At 58.0% G+C, this 18,269-nt stretch carries 23 protein-coding genes; 16 read left to right on the top strand and 7 right to left on the bottom strand.

The features are described 5' to 3' along the window. From BY454_RS13800 to BY454_RS13855, 12 genes are all read left to right on the top strand, one after another. Entirely contained in the window at positions 1-912 is a 912-nt protein-coding gene (locus tag BY454_RS13800; protein WP_104417117.1) for a DUF1365 domain-containing protein, read from the top strand. Beyond that, positions 900-2,171 (top strand): SAM-dependent methyltransferase, encoded by a 1,272-nt coding sequence (locus BY454_RS13805; protein WP_104417118.1) that lies wholly within the window; start codon positions 900-902, stop codon positions 2,169-2,171. The genes BY454_RS13800 and BY454_RS13805 overlap by 13 nt, the downstream gene beginning before the upstream one ends. Next, complete coding sequence (locus BY454_RS13810; protein WP_104417119.1) at positions 2,168-2,692, top strand: DUF2878 domain-containing protein; 525 nt, start codon at positions 2,168-2,170, stop codon at positions 2,690-2,692. The genes BY454_RS13805 and BY454_RS13810 overlap by 4 nt, the downstream gene beginning before the upstream one ends. Further along, positions 2,689-3,426 carry a hypothetical protein gene (locus BY454_RS13815; protein ID WP_104417120.1) on the top strand — a complete coding sequence of 246 codons (738 nt, stop codon included), beginning with the start codon at positions 2,689-2,691 and terminating at the stop codon, positions 3,424-3,426. The genes BY454_RS13810 and BY454_RS13815 overlap by 4 nt, the downstream gene beginning before the upstream one ends. Before the next feature lie 65 nt (positions 3,427-3,491). Further along, positions 3,492-4,304 (top strand): exodeoxyribonuclease III, encoded by an 813-nt coding sequence (gene xthA, locus BY454_RS13820; RefSeq protein WP_104417121.1) that lies wholly within the window; start codon positions 3,492-3,494, stop codon positions 4,302-4,304. Positions 4,305-4,391: 87 nt separating this feature from the next. Continuing rightward, positions 4,392-4,829: a YeeE/YedE family protein gene (locus BY454_RS13825; RefSeq protein WP_104417122.1), complete on the top strand. Its 438-nt coding sequence runs from the start codon at positions 4,392-4,394 to the stop codon at positions 4,827-4,829. Positions 4,830-4,833: 4 nt separating this feature from the next. Beyond that, positions 4,834-5,277 carry a YeeE/YedE family protein gene (locus tag BY454_RS13830; RefSeq protein WP_104417123.1) on the top strand — a complete coding sequence of 148 codons (444 nt, stop codon included), beginning with the start codon at positions 4,834-4,836 and terminating at the stop codon, positions 5,275-5,277. After that, positions 5,277-5,705 (top strand): TIGR01244 family sulfur transferase, encoded by a 429-nt coding sequence (locus BY454_RS13835; RefSeq protein WP_104417124.1) that lies wholly within the window; start codon positions 5,277-5,279, stop codon positions 5,703-5,705. The genes BY454_RS13830 and BY454_RS13835 overlap by 1 nt, the downstream gene beginning before the upstream one ends. A gap of 25 nt (positions 5,706-5,730) precedes the next feature. Beyond that, positions 5,731-6,843, top strand: coding sequence for a ferrochelatase (gene hemH, locus BY454_RS13840; protein WP_104417125.1), 1,113 nt, complete (start codon positions 5,731-5,733; stop codon positions 6,841-6,843). Between the two features lie 15 nt (positions 6,844-6,858). Beyond that, entirely contained in the window at positions 6,859-7,599 is a 741-nt protein-coding gene (locus BY454_RS13845; protein ID WP_104417126.1) for a 5-oxoprolinase subunit PxpA, read from the top strand. Next, positions 7,596-8,279: a 5-oxoprolinase subunit PxpB gene (pxpB, locus tag BY454_RS13850; RefSeq protein WP_104417127.1), complete on the top strand. Its 684-nt coding sequence runs from the start codon at positions 7,596-7,598 to the stop codon at positions 8,277-8,279. Before BY454_RS13845 ends, pxpB begins: the two co-directional genes overlap by 4 nt. Then, on the top strand, positions 8,276-9,253 hold the full coding sequence (locus BY454_RS13855) for a 5-oxoprolinase subunit C family protein (protein WP_104417128.1): 978 nt from the start codon (positions 8,276-8,278) through the stop codon (positions 9,251-9,253). Before pxpB ends, BY454_RS13855 begins: the two co-directional genes overlap by 4 nt. On the opposite strand, the gene BY454_RS17080 is transcribed toward BY454_RS13855, so the two are convergent. From BY454_RS17080 to BY454_RS13875, 4 genes are read right to left on the bottom strand one after another with little or no spacing between them, the layout of a single operon-like run. Continuing rightward, positions 9,165-9,494 carry a hypothetical protein gene (locus BY454_RS17080; RefSeq protein WP_258075663.1) on the bottom strand — a complete coding sequence of 110 codons (330 nt, stop codon included), beginning with the start codon at positions 9,492-9,494 and terminating at the stop codon, positions 9,165-9,167. The two genes, BY454_RS13855 and BY454_RS17080, sit on opposite strands and share 89 nt — an antisense overlap. Positions 9,495-9,539: 45 nt before the next feature. Continuing rightward, positions 9,540-9,950: an META domain-containing protein gene (locus BY454_RS13865; protein ID WP_104417129.1), complete on the bottom strand. Its 411-nt coding sequence runs from the start codon at positions 9,948-9,950 to the stop codon at positions 9,540-9,542. A 37-nt stretch (positions 9,951-9,987) separates the two neighbouring features. After that, on the bottom strand, positions 9,988-10,491 hold the full coding sequence (locus BY454_RS17155) for a pilus assembly FimT family protein (protein WP_308471509.1): 504 nt from the start codon (positions 10,489-10,491) through the stop codon (positions 9,988-9,990). Then, a complete protein-coding gene (locus tag BY454_RS13875) occupies positions 10,492-10,785 on the bottom strand; it encodes a HigA family addiction module antitoxin (RefSeq protein ID WP_104417130.1) in 294 nt (97 codons plus the stop codon). A gap of 149 nt (positions 10,786-10,934) precedes the next feature. Here BY454_RS13875 and BY454_RS13880 point away from each other — a divergent pair, with 149 nt between their 5' ends. Then, the gene (locus tag BY454_RS13880; RefSeq protein WP_104417131.1) at positions 10,935-12,419 is read left to right on the top strand and encodes a hypothetical protein; all 1,485 of its coding nucleotides are present in this window, start codon (positions 10,935-10,937) and stop codon (positions 12,417-12,419) included. After that, on the top strand, positions 12,416-13,456 hold the full coding sequence (locus BY454_RS13885; RefSeq protein ID WP_258075664.1) for a succinylglutamate desuccinylase/aspartoacylase domain-containing protein: 1,041 nt from the start codon (positions 12,416-12,418) through the stop codon (positions 13,454-13,456). The genes BY454_RS13880 and BY454_RS13885 overlap by 4 nt, the downstream gene beginning before the upstream one ends. Positions 13,457-13,463: 7 nt before the next feature. On the opposite strand, the gene BY454_RS13890 is transcribed toward BY454_RS13885, so the two are convergent. Further along, positions 13,464-14,564: a GGDEF domain-containing protein gene (locus BY454_RS13890; protein WP_104417133.1), complete on the bottom strand. Its 1,101-nt coding sequence runs from the start codon at positions 14,562-14,564 to the stop codon at positions 13,464-13,466. Positions 14,565-14,869: 305 nt separating this feature from the next. On the opposite strand from BY454_RS13890, the gene BY454_RS13895 reads away from it, so the two are divergent. Then, positions 14,870-15,505 (top strand): hypothetical protein, encoded by a 636-nt coding sequence (locus BY454_RS13895; protein ID WP_104417134.1) that lies wholly within the window; start codon positions 14,870-14,872, stop codon positions 15,503-15,505. Here BY454_RS13895 and BY454_RS13900 read toward each other — a convergent pair. After that, positions 15,502-16,248, bottom strand: coding sequence for a TrmH family RNA methyltransferase (locus BY454_RS13900; RefSeq protein ID WP_104417135.1), 747 nt, complete (start codon positions 16,246-16,248; stop codon positions 15,502-15,504). The two genes, BY454_RS13895 and BY454_RS13900, sit on opposite strands and share 4 nt — an antisense overlap. Positions 16,249-16,440: 192 nt before the next feature. Here BY454_RS13900 and rlmE point away from each other — a divergent pair, with 192 nt between their 5' ends. Continuing rightward, positions 16,441-17,061: a 23S rRNA (uridine(2552)-2'-O)-methyltransferase RlmE gene (rlmE, locus tag BY454_RS13905; protein WP_104417136.1), complete on the top strand. Its 621-nt coding sequence runs from the start codon at positions 16,441-16,443 to the stop codon at positions 17,059-17,061. A 34-nt stretch (positions 17,062-17,095) separates the two neighbouring features. Here rlmE and rluF read toward each other — a convergent pair whose 3' ends face one another. Beyond that, positions 17,096-18,076, bottom strand: coding sequence for a 23S rRNA pseudouridine(2604) synthase RluF (gene rluF / locus BY454_RS13910; protein ID WP_104417137.1), 981 nt, complete (start codon positions 18,074-18,076; stop codon positions 17,096-17,098). Positions 18,077-18,269 lie beyond the last annotated feature (193 nt).

An 18,269-nucleotide genomic window follows, 5' to 3' on the forward strand; every position in this document is an offset into this window, starting at 1 on the left:
ATGACAACGGAATGGCTCGAAGGCACTATAAGACATCGTCGTAAGCAGCCGAAAAAGCACGAATTTCAATATAACATCGGTATGCTGTGCCTGGACCTGAATGACTGGACAGACATTGCCAGCACCAGCCCATTCCTGTCTTCCGGCCGCTTCAACTGGGTCAGCCTGTACCGGGAAGACTACCTGGACCCGGACGTTCCCTGCCTCCGCCAGGCCGTCTGCCAGCTTGTAAAAAAGGCCACGGGCTGGATACCGGACGGCCCGATCCAACTGGTCACCCATCCCCGCTACCTGGGGTACATCTTCAACCCCGTGAGCTTCTACCTGTGTTACGAGGCTGGCCAGCATCCGGAGAACGGAGATGTGCCAAGGGTCATCCTGGCCCAGATCACCAACACGCCCTGGAAGCAGCGCCACGTGTACTGCCTGGAATGCGAGCAACCCGGCCCCGGCAACACTTCCGACTGGCAGTCTGAACGTTTCGCCTTCTCCAAGCGTTTCCACGTGTCGCCCTTCAACGGCATGGATCAGCATTACCAATGGTTGTTCAGCTTCCGTGGCCCGGACCTGCGCGTTCACATGAATGTGACCGAAGGTGAAAAGAAACAATTTGATGCCACTTTGGTGGTCCGTCGCCAGGCATTTGATCGTAATACCTTTCACAAGAGCCTGGTCCGGTTTCCCCTGGAAACCATCAAGGGTACCGCCGGTATCTACTGGAACGCCCTGAAGCTCAAACTCAAGGGCGTGCCCTTCCACACCCACCCGGACAAGCTGGATCCCAAGGCCGACACCTATCGGCGGGGGGTGGATGACGAAGGGCTGGATGTCACGGAAACGGACCAAGGCAAGGCAACGAACAACAAGGCAGATGCCGCGTCTGAAGCAAGGGTAAGCTCATGGAGAACCTGAATACATCAATCAAGAACCAGGCCACGACACAACGCCTGCCGCTGGTGAGCCGAATGGCCCGCCAGCTGGTTCTGAAACAGCTGTCCAGCCTCGGCCACGGCAAACTGGTGGTGCGCGAGCAAGGGTTCGAGGATCAGGTCTTTGGCGATGCCGACACCCGGTATCCGCAAGCCGAAATGGTCGTTCATAACCACGGCGCCTGGCGCGACCTGGTGACCGGTGGCGGTGTTGGCGCCGCTGAGGCTTATGTGGCCGGTGACTGGAGCTCCCCGAACCTGACCGCCCTGCTTCGGTTCTTCAGCCGCAACCTGGACACCCTGAATGCTTTTGAAGACAAGTTCGCCTGGCTCAGCAAACCTACGCTGAAAGCCCTTCACTGGCTGAACCGCAACACCAAGGAAGGCTCGCGCAAGAACATCAGCGCCCACTACGACCTGGGCAACGACCTGTTCGAGCTGTTCCTGGACCCGACCATGATGTATTCCTCGGCCATTTACCCCTCCGAGGATGCCACCCTGGACGAAGCCGCCGTTCACAAGCTCGACGTGATCTGTCGCAAGCTGGACCTGCAGCCGGGCGACCGTGTGGTTGAAGTAGGCACCGGCTGGGGTGGCTTTGCCATCCATGCCGCCAAACACTACGGCTGCCATGTGACCACCACCACCATTTCCCGGGAACAGCTCAACCTGGCCCGCAAACGGGTTCGCGCCGAAGGCCTGGAAGATCGCATTACCCTGCTGTTTGACGACTACCGGGACCTTCAGGGCCAGTTCGACAAACTGGTCTCCATCGAGATGATCGAGGCCGTGGGCCCGCAATACCTGGAAAGCTACCTGCAACAGATTGGCGCCCTGCTCAAGCCCGATGGCCTGGCCCTGGTGCAGGCCATCAATATGCCGGAACAGCGTTACGCCCGGGCCCTGAAGAACGTGGACTTTATTCAGCGCTACATTTTCCCGGGCAGCTTCATTCCCTCGTTTGGTGCCATCCTGGAAGCCATGCGCACAAGCTCTGACCTGGTATTGACCCAGGCTGAGGATTTCGGCTTCCATTACGCCCGTACCCTGCACGACTGGCACGAACGCTTCGCGGTGCATCGTCAGGAACTGGAACATCTGGGCTATGACCAGACCTTCCAGCGCCTGTGGCATTTCTACTTTGCCTACTGCGAAGCCGGTTTCAGCGAGCGGGCCATTGGCGTTGCACACCTGCTTCTGGCCAAACCCGCCAACAAACGAGAGAACATCATCAGCTTATGATCACTTCAGAACATCACCGCAACATACTGAATTTCCTTCTATTCCAGAGTGGATGGTTTGTTTGCGTTCTGTTTCCAAACCGGCTGTCGGTGGCGCTGGTTGCGGTGGTTCTGGTTGTGCATTTTCTGCTCATCAGTAACAAGCGTTACGTCGAAATGCAGTTCATCGGTGTCGGCGTGGTACTGGGTAGCCTGCTGGATACCCTCTGGTTCCGTACCGGGATACTGGGCCTGGCCGGCACCGAGGAAATCCTGGCCGCCCCGCCGTGGCTGGTGGGTATCTGGGCGCTGTTCATGACTACCCTGTGCCACTCCCTGTATTGGGTGGGCAAAATTCGGTGGTTGCCGTATGTGGCGGCGCCGATTGCCGGCCCGTTTGCTTATTGGTCCGCCAGCCAACTGGGAGCCGTCACCCTGCCAGACCCCATGCTCTCCATCGCTGCGCTGGCCGTCGGCTGGCTGATTCTGTTCCCGCTGCTGTTGCTGATCCAGAAAACCGTCTATTCGGAGCTGGCGGCATGAAACCCTGGCTGGTGGGCGGTTTGGCCACATGGCTGATCACTGCGCCAGTATCCGCCTCAACCTTTACGTTTGAAGGCACGGCAACCGGGGAAAACGGCAACACGCTTTACACCGAGCATCACACCATCGCCGGAGAATGCCAGGCTGGCGTTTTCCGCCCCCGGGATCACCAGGCGGAGTATCGGAAGCCTGGCAGCGAAGCCGCTTTTGCTGAAAAGCACCTGACTTTCCCGGAATCGGTTCTCACCCCGTTGGTGGACTTCTCCCAACCGGACTTCAACGAACACATGTCGATCACCTACCCGAAACCGAATCGAGTCGCGATTGATTGGCGCACGCCGTTTGGCGATCGGGAGCAGTTCTCCGTGGACAAAGCCAACCGGCTGGTGGTGGATTCGGGTTTCGATCACCTGATTCGCCGCGAATGGCGGGCTCTGAATGGCGGGGATTCCGTGAACTTCCGGTTCCTGGGCCCCACTCGCGGCGAGTACTACGGCTTTGTCGCCGAACCGGCCACCAATCGGGAGGTGGATGCCCACCTGGTGGTGAAACTCCGGCCCACCAGCATGCTTTTGCGGGTACTGGTGGACCCCATTGTCCTCGGCTACAACTCCGAAGGCGCCCTGACTGATTACCTGGGCCTGACCAATATCCGCCGCAATAAAGACACCAATTACACAGCCCACATCCGCTACAGCGTCTCCCAGTACCCGGCCTGTGCTCTGGTTCAGTAGCCCACGGCAGACACAGGCGGGTGTGATAAACTCCGCGCCAAACTGAACCGGAGGATCACACCGCCATGATGTTCGTGTCTTTTAACGTCAACAGTATCCGCACCCGCCTGCACCAGCTGGAGGCGGTGATCAAGCAGTACGACCCGGACTTTATCGGGCTCCAGGAAACCAAAGTCTCGGACGACCAGTTTCCCGAGGAAGCCATCCGCGAGCTGGGTTACCACGTGCATTTCCATGGCCAGAAAACCCACTACGGTGTGGCGCTGCTCTCCAAACAGGCACCGGACAAGGTGGTGAAAGGCTATCCGAACGACGGCGAAGAAGCCCAACGCCGGATCATCACCGGCCAGTTCACCGTCGACGGTCAGCCGCTGACGGTCATCAACGGCTACTTCCCCCAGGGCGAAAACCGCGACCACCCGGTGAAATTCCCCGCCAAAGAGAAATTCTACGCCGATCTCATGGCCTGGCTGGACGAGCTGAAAGAACAGTCCGGTCGCATCGTGGTCATGGGTGACATGAACATCTCCCCCACCGACCAGGACATCGGCATCGGCGCCGACAACGCCAAACGCTGGCTTCGCACCGGCAAGTGCAGCTTTCTGCCGGAAGAGCGGGAGTGGCTGGCCCAAGTGGAGCAGCGCGGGTTTACCGATGTATTCCGCCACCTGCACCCGGAAGAAGCCAACACTTTCAGCTGGTTCGATTACCGCAGCCGGGGCTTCGAGCGCGATCCCAAACGGGGCCTTCGCATTGACTTGATCATGGCCAGCGACGAACTGCTCCCGAAAGCACAAGAAGCCGGCGTGAGTTACGACATCCGGGGCATGGAGCGGCCATCCGACCATTGTCCGATCTGGGCGCGCATCGACGTGTAAGCACTATCACGGCGGTTTCAATCACCTTTATCTCTGATTAGAATATCGTTATTCCATTAATGATTCAGATGTACACAGGAGTACTGAATGATTGAAATCGCCTGGAGCCAGTTCACCCCTGGCGCCGCATTGGCGGGCGGCCTGCTGATTGGCCTGGCCGCTGCCCTGTTCCTGCTGCTTAACGGCCGTATTGCCGGCATTAGCGGCATTCTCGGTGGACTGCTTACGCCCACCCGCAACGACATTGTCTGGCGCATTGCCTTCCTCGCCGGCCTCATTGGTGCTCCCGTGGCGTGGCAATTAGCCAGCAGCCTGCCGCCGATTGAGGTTAATGCGGGCTATCCGGTGCTCGTTGTTGCCGGCCTGTTAGTGGGCATTGGTACCCGTTATGCCTCAGGCTGCACCAGCGGCCACGGTGTTTGCGGCCTTTCCCGGCTTTCCCTGCGCTCCCTGGTCGCCACTTTGAGCTTCATGGCCCTGGGGTTCGTTACCGTATTTGTCATTCGTCACCTGATGGGAGCCTGATGCCATGAAATATTCCTTCGCTTCCATGCTCGCCGGTCTGATTTTCGGCCTGGGCCTGATTGTTTCCGGCATGGCCAATCCTGAAAAAGTACTCGGCTTCCTGGACATCGCCGGGCTCTGGGACCCGTCTCTCGCTTTCGTCATGGCCGGCGCCATTATCGTGGGGCTGATCGCCTTTGCCGTCGCCCGCAAGCGTACGCTGTCTTTCCTCGGCTTTAACATGAAGCTGCCCACCAACAACCATGTTGAGAAACGCGTGGTCATCGGCAGCATGATGTTTGGCGTGGGTTGGGGACTGGCCGGTTTTTGTCCGGGGCCTGCGCTCGTGGCCCTCGGGGCTGGCGAAATGAAGGCCGTTGTCTTTGTGGCGTCGATGGTTGCTGGTATGTTGCTGTTTGAATTCTTTGAACGCCTTGAACTCTTTGCACGTAAAGCTGGAGAAGCCTGATGGATATCCGAAAAATTGACGACACCATTTCGGTCTCCCCGCAAATCGCGGTGGAAGACGTGGCCGAAATTGCCCGCCTGGGCTTCAAAACCCTCGTAGCCAATCGCCCGGACCACGAAGAGCCCGGCCAGCCGGCCATGGCGGATATCGAAAAAGCCGCTGCCGAGAATGGGCTTAAGTTCGTCTACCTGCCCGTGGAATCCGGCAACGTGACCGATGAGGACGTGGACCGCTTCGCCCCGATGATCCAGGACGCCGATAAGCCCGTAATGGCCTTCTGTCGATCCGGCACCCGCTGTACCATACTCTGGGCCCTGAGCAGCGCCCGTGAGCTCGACCTGGAAGAAGTCGTGTCCCGTGCTTACCGTGCCGGTTACGACATCCGGGGGCTGGCACCACGTATCATTCAGCAGGCCGAGAAGCACTAACCTCATAAAACGGACTACCGCGATAATGCCGTACACAGGAATTAAAGATTTCAGCCACAACCAGCCCGAGCGCATTGGCGTTCTCATCACCAACCTGGGAACACCCGACGCCCCCACCACCCCGGCCCTGCGGCGTTATCTGGCTGAATTCCTGTGGGACCCCCGGGTGGTGGAAGTCCCCCGCCCGATCTGGTGGCTGATCCTGCACGGCGTCATCCTGCGCATCCGCCCGAAGAAGAGCGCAGAAGCCTACGCCGGTGTCTGGCAGCCGGAGGGTTCACCGCTGCTGACCCACACCGCGAAACAGGCGGAAGGCATTCGGGACGTGCTCAAGAAGCGCTACGGCAATAACGTGGTCGTCGGTTTTGCCATGCGCTACGGCAACCCGTCGATCTCCAGGGTGCTTGAGGAAATGCAGCAACAGGGCGTGCGCAAGCTGCTGGTGTTGCCGCTATACCCGCAGTATTCGGCCTCAACCACTGCCTCCACCTTCGACGCCATCTCCGCCGATTTCACCCGCCGGCGCTGGCTGCCGGATTTCCGTTTCATTTCCCATTACCATGATTACCCGGCTTACATCGAAGCCATGGCCAAACACATCGAGGAATACTGGGAAAAGCACGGCCGTAACGAGAAGCTGATCCTCTCGTACCACGGCATACCGCTGAAATACCTGCAAAAGGGCGACCCGTACCACTGCGAGTGCCACAAGACCTCGCGCCTGCTGGCCGAACGCCTGGGCCTTGGCAAAGACGAGTACATGACCACCTTCCAGTCCCGCTTTGGCCGGGAAGAGTGGCTGCAGCCCTACACCGACGAGACCCTGAAGGCCCTGCCGGGCAAGGGCGTGAAATCCATTGATGTGTTCTGCCCCGGCTTCTCCTCCGACTGCCTGGAGACCATCGAGGAAATCAACGAGGAAAACCGCGAATACTTCATGGAAGCCGGTGGCCAGGGCTTTGGCTACATCCCCTGCCTCAACGCCACCCCGGGCCATATTGATGCCCTCGCGCAATTGGTGGAAGATAACCTGCAAGGCTGGGCAGAGCCCGACAACGACGCGGACACCCTGAACGCCCGCGCCGAGCGCGCCAAGGCGCAGGAAGAGGCGACTTACCCCGGCCGAACGGACATCTGACGGGCAAAGGCAACCATGAAACTGAATTGCGACCTGGGCGAAAGCTACGGCGCCTGGCAAATGGGCCAGGATGAACACGTGATGCCGCTGATCGACATGGCCAACGTTGCCTGCGGCTTTCACGCCGCCGACCCCATGGTGATCCGCCAGACCCTGGCGCTGGCCGCCAAACACGGCGTTGAAGTGGGGGCCCATCCTTCCTACCACGATTTACCGGGCTTTGGCCGGCGCTCGATTCACCACACGCCCGAAGAAATCGAAGCGCTGATGCTCTACCAGCTCGGCGCCCTGGAAGGCATGTGCCGCCGCGAAGGCCTGCATATCAGCTACGTGAAGCCCCACGGTGCGCTCAACAACGACATGATGCGCGATCCGGAACTGCTCAAAGCCGTACTCCACTCAGTACGCTGTTTCCGCGAAGGCCTGCCACTAATGATTCCGGTAACCAACAACTACCGGGAACACCAGGCCATTGCCGCCGAAATCGGCGTGCCCCTGCTGCTGGAAGCCTTCGCCGACCGCGCCTATGACGACGAAGGCCAACTGGTCTCCCGCCGACAGGCCGGTGCGGTTCACGAAGACCCGAAACTGGTGGTCAAACAGGCCCTGTCCTTTGCCCGCAAGGGCGGCGTTTACAGCGCCACCTGCAACTGGCTGGAACTGCCCGCCGACAGCCTATGCGTACACGGCGACAACGAAGCGGCGCTGGATGCCATTCGCGCCATCCGCGAGGCGCTTGCCAATCCAGCGTCATGATTGAAGCCGCTGGCGAAGACGCGCTGCTGATCCGCTTCGGTGATGCCATCGACAGTGCCCTGCCCGCGCAAATCGCCGAGCTGTGCCAGCGCATTGAAGCCCTCGAACTGCCCTGGCTGGTGGATCTGGTGCCTTCCTACACCACCCTGCTGGTCATCTACGACCCAATTACTATCAACGTGCTGGACGCCAAAGCCCGGCTTCGCCCCCTGCTGTCAGAGACCCCGTCAGCCGACCAAACAAAAGCCGAAGCAGCGGACAGCCGCCTGATAGAACTACCGGTCTACTACAGCGAGGAAACCGGCCCGGACCTGGCCTGGATTGCCGAGCAAAAGGGCCTGAGCGTCCAGCAGGTGATCGACCGGCACACCGCCGACACCTACCAGGTTTACGCCATTGGCTTTGCCCCCGGCTTCGGGTTTATGGGCCAGGTGGACCCATCCATCGCCTGCCCGCGCAAAGACACGCCCCGCACCAAAGTGCCCGCCGGCAGTGTCGGCATTGCCAACCAGCAGACCGCCGTTTACCCGAAAACCTCCCCCGGTGGTTGGCAGTTGATCGGCCGCTGCCCCACGGTCCTGTTTGATGAAGAGAACCTTTCACTGCTGAAAGCCGGCGACCGGGTACGGTTCGTCAGCATCAGCCGGGAAGAATATTTGGCGCAGGGTGGGCAGTTATGAAGGAGCCAGAAACCATCAGGCACGGATTAAGAGTCATAACCCCCGGCATAAAAGCCACCATCCAGGACCTAGGTAGAAAAGGCATTCGCCACCACGGCCTGGCCCGGGGCGGCGTACTAGACCTTCGCAGCGCTGGGTGGGCCAACAAGCTGCTGGATAACGACCGCAACGCCGCCTGCGTGGAAATTGTTTTAGGTGGGTTCCGAGCAGAGGCTTTATCCGCCTGTGAGGTATCGGTCACCGGCGCTCAAGCCGACGTCACCGTGAACGGCAAAGCCGTCGAGATGTGGCGAAGCCTGCAACTGGCCCCGGGCGACGAACTGGCCATTGGCCACGCCCGGCATCACCGGCTGATTTACCTGGCCGTTCGGGGCGGTTTCGAGACAAAGGACTGGTTTGGCAGCCGCTCGGTGGTGGTTCGGGAAGGCCTGGAAGGTGCCGGCCCACTGGAGCCCGAAGACATCCTGCCGGCGGGGTCTGCCGAGGCCCTCCAGGGCACACCCCGCATCGCCCCACCCCAGGCCTGGCAATGGCTGGAACAACCGCCGGTACTGGGGTTGGTCCCTGGCTACCAGTATCACCAGTTCCAGCCCGCGGATTTACGGCGGCTGGTCACCACGGAATATCAGGTATCGGATGAATCCGACCGGATGGGCTATCGCCTGGCTGGAACACCTATGGCCGACCCGCCTCCGGGGATCGTCTCAGAAGGCATTGTGCCGGGCGCGGTACAGGTGCCGGGCGATGGCCAACCCATCGCCCTGCTGGCCGACTGCCAGACCATCGGCGGCTATCCCAAGCCCGGGATCATCACTTCAATGGATTGCGGCCTGCTGGCGCAACAACTGCCGGGCACGCAAATACGGTTTGAATGGACAGACGTACTCAGCGCCCAGAATCAGCGTCGTCTGTTTGAGCGGCATTATCACGAGACGGTTTGGAGCGAGGACGGCCGTTCTCTTCATTGGCGGTAGCCTCAGAGCTGGCCTGTTCCTCGCTCGTCTCTTCACCGGGCGCTACCACCTTTTCGACTCCCTCCGGTTCATCATCCAGACCCGGCACCGCCTGGCAGAACGTGCACTCCTCGTTATCCACCGAGGCACCGCCGGTCTCCACATACCGAACCCGATGGCTGGCCCTGCTCCGGTTGGCAGACACCGCAAACCGGCGGTGATCGCGCTCGGGAATCGAGTTGTCTGAATCGTTGTCAGCCATGGGCATATCCTCCAATGCTTAAACGCGTGGTCTGACTCAAGAGACTCAACGCGCCAGAATCCGGCTGTTTTCGCCGGTTAAAACCAGTGCACCGGTTGCATCGATCTCAAACGAATGAACTCCCTGCAGGGCATCCAGAAAGCGCCGCTCCTGGTTCATCAACGCCTCCGGGCACGCCATCATAGTGGTGACGGCCTGCTGGATATTCAATGTGTCACCATCAACGGAATAAACCGCAAAGTACCGGTTACAACTCGCCTTACCAGCCACCCGGCCCTCATCGCCAAAGTTCAGCGTAACGCGGGAATTGTCGATGATGCCCTGGTTGTTGATGTCTTCGACCACCCATTGCTGGCCTTTCAATTGGTCCGAAGTTATTGCGGCCTTTTGCGCGGACTGTGTGGCGCATCCGGTAATAAAAATAGCGGCTAATGCGGTGAATAAGATCTTTTTCATTTTGGGAATCCTTTGATTGAAATAAAAGGCAGGGCAGTCAGCAGCCACTTTTCGTCAAAACGACCCGAGGCTTCCTGTCTTGTCGGGCAGAAATGTAGCGAAGCCTGCAATTGGCTGGATCCGGCGCATCACTGATTCGAACATCAATAGCACCCAGTTGCCCCGAGCAGTTTCCACCGACAAACGAATAGCTGTCATTCGAATCAATCGCGTTGCCGATACCGTTCGGGTGGGGGCAAGGAAAACCACAGCGTAAAGTGACTGTCTTGCCTCCCATTTCAATCGTGGGGTCAATCGAACAGTCTGTCTTGTTTTCAATAATGGCTAGAGAGTTTGCCGAAGCCACCGCTGATCGCACGGAACCCTCCAGAGCTTCGAGCGTTGCGATGCGAGCGCCTGAGCCTAAATCAGCAAACCTTGGCAACGCGAATGCAGCCAGAATACCGAGAATCGCAATAACCACGACTAGCTCAATCAGTGTAAAACCATGATCATAGGCCCTGTTACTGGTGTGGAGCATTTCCAGTTTCGTGTACGACATTTAAGCTGCACCAAAGTCCAGAGGACGAAGTTCATCCAGGTTGACCGTGTTACGGGCCACCCACAGATCATATCCATCCTGCATTGCAAGCCAGCTCTCGGGGCTACGCCCAAGAACCTTGGACAGCCTGAGGGACATTTCCGGGCTGATCCCGCTGGTGCCTTTAAGCAACCTGGATAAGGTTGAGGGGGAAACGCCAAGGCTGGAGGCAAGCTGACGGGAACTGATACCGGAGGGCTCCAGGTAAACCTTCCTAATGAACTCACCCGGATGCGGCGGATTATGCATAGTCATCAGTGATAATCCTAATAATTAAGAGGGTGACGATATCACTTAATCATAACAAGAATTCTAGCGCATTGCGCACCGCGCAACAATTAACTGGTGCAGAACAAATTCTCCACTAATATCAAAGATAAGTAGGCAATAAAGACGGCCTTGCCATGGGACTGTCCATCAACAAATCGGAATTCTCGGCGGAAGATTTTGAAAGGTTTGCAGCCAAGGTCCGCACGGATCTTGACGCCCTCGCTCGCCTTCTGGCCCAACCCGGCTTTGGTGAGGGAGAGAGTTCCATCGGCGCCGAGGTCGAGTTCTATATCGTGAACCAGGCCCTGCGCGCTCACCCCATCAATACCGAAATTGCCGCCAGCGTTCAGGACCCGCAGCTGACTGTTGAGCTGAACCGATTCAACCTCGAATACAACCTCAGCCCCCACTCCCTCAGTGGCGATCCGTTCGGACGAACCGAACAGGAGATGCTCGCAGCCATCCGGCGAATCAACCAGCACGCCGTACCACTGGGCGGGGAATTGGTGCCGATTGGCATTCTGCCCACACTTCGCCGGTCTGATGTGGGGGCTCATGTGATGACCAATGAGCCCCGCTACCATGCCCTGTCCAATGCGCTACTGAAACAAAGGGGCGAGCCGTTCAGCATCCATATTGGCGGCAAGGATGTGATCAACCTGGAAGCCGACGACGTCACCATGGAGGGGGCCAACACCTCCTTCCAGCTGCACTGGCGTGTTCCCGCCCATCGCTTTGCCGACTTTTTCAATGCGGTGCAACTGGTTACGCCGATCGTTCTGGCCCTGGCCAGCAATTCCCCCAGCCTGTTTGGCCACCACCTGTGGGACGAGACGCGGATCGCCCTGTTCAAACAGTCCATCGACAGCCGCTCCCCCACCTACAAAACCTGGCGCCACCCCTCAAGGGTGTATTACGGAAGCGGCTGGGCTCGCAACGCCTGGGAGCTGTTCGCCGCCTCGGCCTCGCTGTATCCCCCGATTATTCCCTTGATGTCCGAGGAAGATCCCATGGCGGTGATTGACTGTGGTGAGGTGCCGGAGCTGGCCGAACTGCGCCTGCACCACGGCACCACCTGGCCCTGGAACCGGCCGATCTATGACCACGCCGAGGGTGGCCACCTGCGCATCGAGATTCGCTCCATGCCGGCCGGCCCCACGGCGGTGGATATGTGTGCCAACGGGTTGTTTATCATCGGGGCGGCTCTGGCCGTGCTCAATGACATCGAACACCTGACCTCGATCCTCCCCTTCCATTACGCCGAGCATAATTTCTACCGTGCCGCCAAATACGGCATCAGCGCCGAAATCATCTGGCCCCACAAAGATCAGGTTCAATTGCAGGCGGTGCCCCTGTTAACCGTGGCCAAAACCCTGCTGCCCCGTGCCCGGGAAGCGCTGCAGCAAACCGCCGTGGTGGAGGCGGAAATTCACCGCCTGCTGGGCATCATCGAAGGCCGCATTGAATGCGCCATGACCGGTGCCCGGTGGCAGCGGCGCGTTACCGAATCCCTGTTCAAATCATTGAGCCCCGACGAGGCATTCCGGGCTATGCTGTCTGAGTACATGGCCAACCAGAAGAAAAACATTCCGCTTCATGAATGGACGCTGTCACCATGAGCCATCCGAATGTTCTGGATTACCTGGATAACCCCTCGCCGCGCACGCTGGGCCGTTCGCCCCTGGAATGGCTGGATCGAATGCAAAAGCCCACCGTGGTTCGCGTGGCCGGCCGCGACCCCTCAAGAACACGGGCCATGGCCACCCTGCTGCACGGCAACGAACCTTCAGGCCTGTTTGCACTGCACCGCTGGCTGCTGGAACAACACACGCCCGAGGTCAACATGCTGTTCCTGATTGCCGGCGTATACCCGGCAAAGATTCCACCCACCTTTTCACTGCGCCAACTGCCCAGTGGACGTGACCTCAACCGATGCTTCAAGGAACCGTTTGACGGCGAAGAAGGGGCGATAGCCGAAGCCATGCTGGCCGAACTCCACAGAGCCAATCCCGAATGCGTGCTGGACGTACACAACACCTCCGGCACCGGCCCGGCGTTCGCCGTGACCATCACCAACGACGCCGCCCACCAGGCACTGGCCTCGCTCTACACCGACCGGCTGATCATGACCGACCTGCGCCTGGGGGCACTGATGGAGTACTCCGAACAGGAAGTGCCCACGGTCACCATCGAGTGTGGTGGGGCCCATGACGACCACGCCCACGAACTGGCCTACGATGGCCTCGTTCGCTATGCCTCCCGGCCAGATGTGCTGTCACTGGAAAAAGCGGATTGGGACGTCGCCGTACTGCGGAATCCCATACGGGTTGAGCTGGCACCCGATGCCACCATCGAATACAGCCTGGAACCCACCGGCCGGGCCGACATCACCCTGCCGCCAGACATCGAACATCGTAATTTCGGGGTGATCTCCCCGGGTGAACCGCTGGGATGGATTGGGAAAAGGGGCCTGGGCATCCTCACCGCTATTGGCCATAACCAGACCGAAAACATGGAGAAGGTGCTTCGGGTGGAGGATGGGCAGATCTACCCTGCCCAGGCCATCAGGACGTTTATGATCACCACCAACCCGGTGATCGCAAAGAGCGATTGCCTGTTTTATGCCGTTAAGGCGACCGGGGAGCCTATTTTCTAAGACAGTCCTACGACACCACGAAGTTACGCCCGGACTCCTTGGCGCTGTACAACGACTGATCGGCCCGATGCACCACCTCTTCCAGCGGATCTCCGGGTGCCCCCACCGCGACACCAATACTGGCGGTAATATTCAATGGCCCACTGTCGGTTTTCACCACCAGTTCCTCAACCGATGCCCGCAGGCGCTCCGCTTGTTCCAATGCCGCCTCCAGTTCGGTGTCCGGCATCAATAACAGGAACTCCTCACCGCCGAAGCGCCCCGGCAGATACGACGGTGACAAAGAACCGGATATCACGCGGGCCACGGCACGCAGGACCTTGTCACCCGCCAAGTGACCATAGGTATCGTTGATCAGCTTGAACCGGTCCAGATCGATCATGAGAACGGAATAGCTCACCTCACGCTTCTTACAGTCCGCCAGTACATGGGCGGCATGGCGCAGCAGCGCCCCGCGGTTGAACAAACCGGTGAGGGCATCGCGGGTAGCCTGGCGATGAATCAGCAGTAACAGGCGGAGCTGAAAAATCTGCGCCAACAGGGCGAAGCCGATAAACAGCAACAACACCCAAAACAGACCCAGGACCCCAGCATCGCCCAGGGAGGCAATTGAAAAATGCGTCCCGAGCACTGTTAGTGCAATCAGTGCCAGCGCTGCGGAACTCTCCAGTATGGTCAGGGGCAAAAGCGACAGAACCCCCACCAGCAAAACCGGAAGTATCGTATAGCCTATCAAGCCCGGAGAGGGGTAAGTGCCGCCAGTCAGAACCTCAACAAAGACATAGAACCCCATCACCACAACCACCAGCGCGGTTATGCGCAAACGGGCGCTGTTGAGGCTGGGCTTCACAGGAACCAGGGCAAGCAGTAACAGCACCAGACCGGTGACAACGCGCAACCCCATCATTGCACCCAGAATGTCCTCGGGCAGCAACCAACGGTCAACCAGAATCCATGCAGGCGAGGCGAGCCCGAACAGCGCCGCGAACAGGCGCACCCGCTCAAGCAGTAGCTCACTGCGATAGAAAGAGAAATCATGGCTGTGATCGCGCGAACTGACACAATCAAGCAGCGCGGCGCGCATCTTGGTATATAACGGGTGATTCAAGATAGTTCTCTCAAGCTCCTGTACTCATCTGGTATGCCAGCGGGGGTTTGCCCATTCGATCAGTTCGGTTGCTGGATCAACAATGACCAGGAACAAGTTTTGGCCTGATTAGGTGCAAACAGCAACCATCACTTCCCTGACACAAAGCACCACAGCCCGAAAAGCGTCAGCTTTTTTTACACCTGGAGCCAAGCTAAACAAAAAGGTCCCCTTAACTACCTGTTTAAAAGCAGGCTTGAAAGTTGGCCTAAATATCGCTTCAAGCGCTGTGAAATCCTGTTATCGCCCTTTGGTGTAGCGAAGAGATGAAAAAGGCTTTCGCCATAGGAAAAGGACTTTGTAACTCAGAAAGCGGTAAATTGGGGGCTAAGACAATGAAATCTATAAACCGCGCGCACCTGTTCTTTGCTTTGCTCTTGTTGATTTTTTTCTCACCAATCTCAAAAGCAGTCATTATTACCAACTACACAGGCCTATTCGATGACGGCTCAAAGTTGGTGGTTGATCTTAAGGGCTATAACTATGGGACGGGATCCTATTTTGCCTCACCAACTTCGTGGCCGGAGGACCCTTCAATCGAGGAGTTTGATACTTTCTTCTATCCGTCCCTGTATTTGCAGCAACAGTTCGGCTTTGGAGCGGGCAAAATAGGTCAGATTTTTCCGGATCGAGGGTTATATTTTACGGTTGATAAAAACCATAGCCCATCAATGACCGACTTTGATTACCTGTTTCAACTTCCTGACTGGTCCATTGAAAGCAACGGTATTCATGTCCAATACCATGATCACCACGTAGGATTTTCCGGTGGCTTTTTCGAAACTTATCCACCCTCTTTCAAGGTTGATGAACCGGGGAATTTAGCGCTTATGATTGTTGGGTTCGCAGGCCTGGCATGGGCACGCAAGCGCAGGGCCATAATGCGAGTGATTCGAAGCTAGCGATTCAGTTCGTACGCGCACATGTTTACGGCCGTGGCCAAATTCAGTGATTCGAGAACGCCGGCGCCCGGGATGGAGTACGCGGTCACATCAAGCCTGGCCAGTTCGTCATGGGGAACACCGCGCGCTTCATTGCCGAATATAAAGCACTGTTCTCTAGTAAAGCCCTCGCTGGAGAGCGGCGCGCCTTCGATATCCAGGCACGCGAAGTGATCAAACCGCCTTTTCAGCTCATCGATGCTTACATCCAGTTCAATGGACAAATGGAAAATCGCCCCCATACTGGCGCGCACAACCTTGGGATTGTACGGGTCCACGCTATTGGGGCTTAACACGCAGCGAAAACCACCGAACCAGGCCAACGTTCGCAAAATAGTACCCAGATTGCCCGGGTCCTGGACTTCGTACAAATAGATGGTTTTTTCCTGGCTTGTTTCACCCTCGCTGGCACAAGGCGCGGGCAGCCGCTCGGCGGAAGGAAACGGCACCACCGCCAAAATGCCCTGCGGGGTTTGCGTATCGGCGATCTTTTGCATTTGCCTGTCGGTAATACGCACCTGTTCCAGCGATGTCGCCACGTCGCCATAGCTTTCACTGACATAAATTTTCGCCTGCCGGAATGCGGGAATGGCTTTGGCCGCCTTTTCCAGCTCCAGGATCAGGTGTTCGCCTTCCACCAGAAAGCAGCCCAGGTCATTGCGGCCTTTCTTCTTGTGCAGCTTCTTTATGTCATCCAGTTTCATCGTGCGTTACTCAACCCATCAAAATCGCATCCATCACTGCTGTGCCATTCACCCGCCAAGATGACGCCAGAATGTCCACAGCGCCTGCAAAGCCAGCGAATACTAGCATGGATCGGGATTTTCCGGTGTTACAGCCCCCTGCCCGAGCAGGTATAATCCGCGCATCATTCAGGTTCGACTTAGAGCAATGACATGGCGAGATCCAAAAGCAGCCAGCAATGGCTTGATGAGCACGTCAACGATGTGTATGTGAAACGCGCGCAATCCGATGGCTATCGCTCCCGCGCCAGCTACAAGCTGCTTGAGCTGATTAAGAAGGACAAGCTGGTTCGCCCCGGCATGGTGACCATGGACCTTGGCAGTGCACCGGGCGGCTGGTCACAGGTATTGGCAAACATGGTCGGCGACAAGGGCCGAGTGATCGCCTCCGATATCCTGCCCATGGATGCCATAGCGGACGTGGACTTCATCCAGGGGGACTTCACCGAAGACGAGGTCTTTGACGACATCATGGCCACCCTGGACAACGCCCCGGTGGACCTGGTGGTATCGGACATGGCCCCCAACATCAGCGGCATCAATGTGGCCGACCAGGCCGCTTCCATGTATCTGGTGGAGCTGGCCCTGGACATGGCCCGCCAGGTCCTGAAACCCGGTGGCTGCTTTGTCGCCAAGGTGTTTCAGGGGGTGGGCTATGACGAGTACCTGAAAGACGTGCGCACGTCCTTCAACAAGGTTCTGATTCGCAAACCCGATGCCTCCCGCGCCCGCTCCCGCGAGGTTTACGTGGTGGCCAAAGGCTTCAAGGGCTAACGAGCAGGCTAATGGATGGCCGGAAAACCGGCCACTAGCCGCGCGCCTTCTTCACACTTGGCTTCCTTGGCCGCTTGGACTTTGGCCCTGTGCTTTTGCCGCCGGGTTTGCCGCCAGGCTTGCCACCCGGCCGATTCTTATCACAGCCCCTGCCGGGTTTCGCAGGTTTGCCTGACGGTTTGCCGGGCTGATGCCTGCCATTGGGCTTACCGCCGGTTTTCTTGGCTTTAGGTGGGCCACCGCGTTTCTTACCGGGCCGTTTCTGCGTGCTTTTATGCCCGGCAGGCGCCTCAGACGATGAGTCTTTGATAGCCTCCATAATGCCATTCAGCTCTTTTTGAGTGAGGTCGCGCCACTCACCAACGGCCAGGCCTTTGAGATTCACATTCATGATGCGAACCCGTTCCAGCTTGACCACATCGTAACCAAAGTGTTCGCACATCCGACGAATCTGGCGGTTTAAGCCCTGCACCAGGGTGATTCGGAAGACCTTGGCGGACTCCTGTTGGACCTTACACTTCTTGGTCATGGTGCCCAGAATCGGCACCCCATTGGCCATGCCGTCGATAAAGCCCTTGTTAATGGGCTTATCGACTTCCACCAGATATTCTTTTTCATGGTCATTGCCAGCGCGCAGAATTTTATTCACCAGATCGCCGTTACTGGTTAAAAAGATCAGGCCCTGGGAATCTTTATCCAGCCGACCAATGGGGAAGATTCGGGTACCGTGGCCCACAAAGCGCTGGATGTTATTGGGCTCACTCGTGTCCGTCGTGCTGACGACACCGACGGGTTTATTCAGTGCGATGAACACGAAGTCGTCCGGCTCTGGCGGCTCAACGAGTTGCCCGTTGACCTTCACCGTATCGCCCGGCATCACAAGGTCGCCAACCACAGCAGGCCTGCCGTTCAAAAACACATTACCCTGCTCAATGTAACGGTCCGCTTCACGACGCGAGCACATACCGCTGCTGCTGATGTATTTATTGAGACGGGTCGAGGAGGCATTGGGCATAGGTAATGGCTTATTTTGATGATTGCTTGGGAAAATCCAACGGCGCGGAGCAGCCGGCTAAGATGGTACTACACTCGCGGCTGGTAAGCCGACTATCCTAGCCCGGATTTCTCACAGCCACCCTGCAAGTCTCGCAGACTAAGCGGGTGACCGCCATGACCGCTCAGATGTGGGCACGATTGATTAATAATTA

The sequence above is a fragment of the Marinobacter persicus genome (assembly GCF_002934325.1).
GTDB classification, from domain to species: domain Bacteria; phylum Pseudomonadota; class Gammaproteobacteria; order Pseudomonadales; family Oleiphilaceae; genus Marinobacter; species Marinobacter persicus_A.

What these genes read in the sequence shown, in the direction of transcription:
- BY454_RS13855 (WP_104417128.1), top strand. Translation starts at nt 8,276, where the DNA reads ATGAAGGAGCCAGAAACCATCAGGCACGGATTAAGAGTCATAACCCCC.
- xthA (WP_104417121.1), top strand. Translation starts at nt 3,492, where the DNA reads ATGATGTTCGTGTCTTTTAACGTCAACAGTATCCGCACCCGCCTGCAC.
- BY454_RS13845 (WP_104417126.1), top strand. Translation starts at nt 6,859, where the DNA reads ATGAAACTGAATTGCGACCTGGGCGAAAGCTACGGCGCCTGGCAAATG.
- rlmE (WP_104417136.1), top strand. Translation starts at nt 16,441, where the DNA reads ATGGCGAGATCCAAAAGCAGCCAGCAATGGCTTGATGAGCACGTCAAC.
- BY454_RS17080 (WP_258075663.1), bottom strand. Translation starts at nt 9,494, where the DNA reads ATGGCTGACAACGATTCAGACAACTCGATTCCCGAGCGCGATCACCGC.
- pxpB (WP_104417127.1), top strand. Translation starts at nt 7,596, where the DNA reads ATGATTGAAGCCGCTGGCGAAGACGCGCTGCTGATCCGCTTCGGTGAT.
- BY454_RS13895 (WP_104417134.1), top strand. Translation starts at nt 14,870, where the DNA reads ATGAAAAAGGCTTTCGCCATAGGAAAAGGACTTTGTAACTCAGAAAGC.
- BY454_RS13885 (WP_258075664.1), top strand. Translation starts at nt 12,416, where the DNA reads ATGAGCCATCCGAATGTTCTGGATTACCTGGATAACCCCTCGCCGCGC.
- BY454_RS13825 (WP_104417122.1), top strand. Translation starts at nt 4,392, where the DNA reads ATGATTGAAATCGCCTGGAGCCAGTTCACCCCTGGCGCCGCATTGGCG.
- BY454_RS13875 (WP_104417130.1), bottom strand. Translation starts at nt 10,785, where the DNA reads ATGACTATGCATAATCCGCCGCATCCGGGTGAGTTCATTAGGAAGGTT.
- BY454_RS13865 (WP_104417129.1), bottom strand. Translation starts at nt 9,950, where the DNA reads ATGAAAAAGATCTTATTCACCGCATTAGCCGCTATTTTTATTACCGGA.
- BY454_RS13900 (WP_104417135.1), bottom strand. Translation starts at nt 16,248, where the DNA reads ATGAAACTGGATGACATAAAGAAGCTGCACAAGAAGAAAGGCCGCAAT.
- BY454_RS13830 (WP_104417123.1), top strand. Translation starts at nt 4,834, where the DNA reads ATGAAATATTCCTTCGCTTCCATGCTCGCCGGTCTGATTTTCGGCCTG.
- BY454_RS13805 (WP_104417118.1), top strand. Translation starts at nt 900, where the DNA reads ATGGAGAACCTGAATACATCAATCAAGAACCAGGCCACGACACAACGC.
- BY454_RS13835 (WP_104417124.1), top strand. Translation starts at nt 5,277, where the DNA reads ATGGATATCCGAAAAATTGACGACACCATTTCGGTCTCCCCGCAAATC.
- rluF (WP_104417137.1), bottom strand. Translation starts at nt 18,076, where the DNA reads ATGCCCAATGCCTCCTCGACCCGTCTCAATAAATACATCAGCAGCAGC.
- BY454_RS13800 (WP_104417117.1), top strand. Translation starts at nt 1, where the DNA reads ATGACAACGGAATGGCTCGAAGGCACTATAAGACATCGTCGTAAGCAG.
- hemH (WP_104417125.1), top strand. Translation starts at nt 5,731, where the DNA reads ATGCCGTACACAGGAATTAAAGATTTCAGCCACAACCAGCCCGAGCGC.
- BY454_RS13880 (WP_104417131.1), top strand. Translation starts at nt 10,935, where the DNA reads ATGGGACTGTCCATCAACAAATCGGAATTCTCGGCGGAAGATTTTGAA.
- BY454_RS13810 (WP_104417119.1), top strand. Translation starts at nt 2,168, where the DNA reads ATGATCACTTCAGAACATCACCGCAACATACTGAATTTCCTTCTATTC.
- BY454_RS13815 (WP_104417120.1), top strand. Translation starts at nt 2,689, where the DNA reads ATGAAACCCTGGCTGGTGGGCGGTTTGGCCACATGGCTGATCACTGCG.
- BY454_RS17155 (WP_308471509.1), bottom strand. Translation starts at nt 10,491, where the DNA reads ATGTCGTACACGAAACTGGAAATGCTCCACACCAGTAACAGGGCCTAT.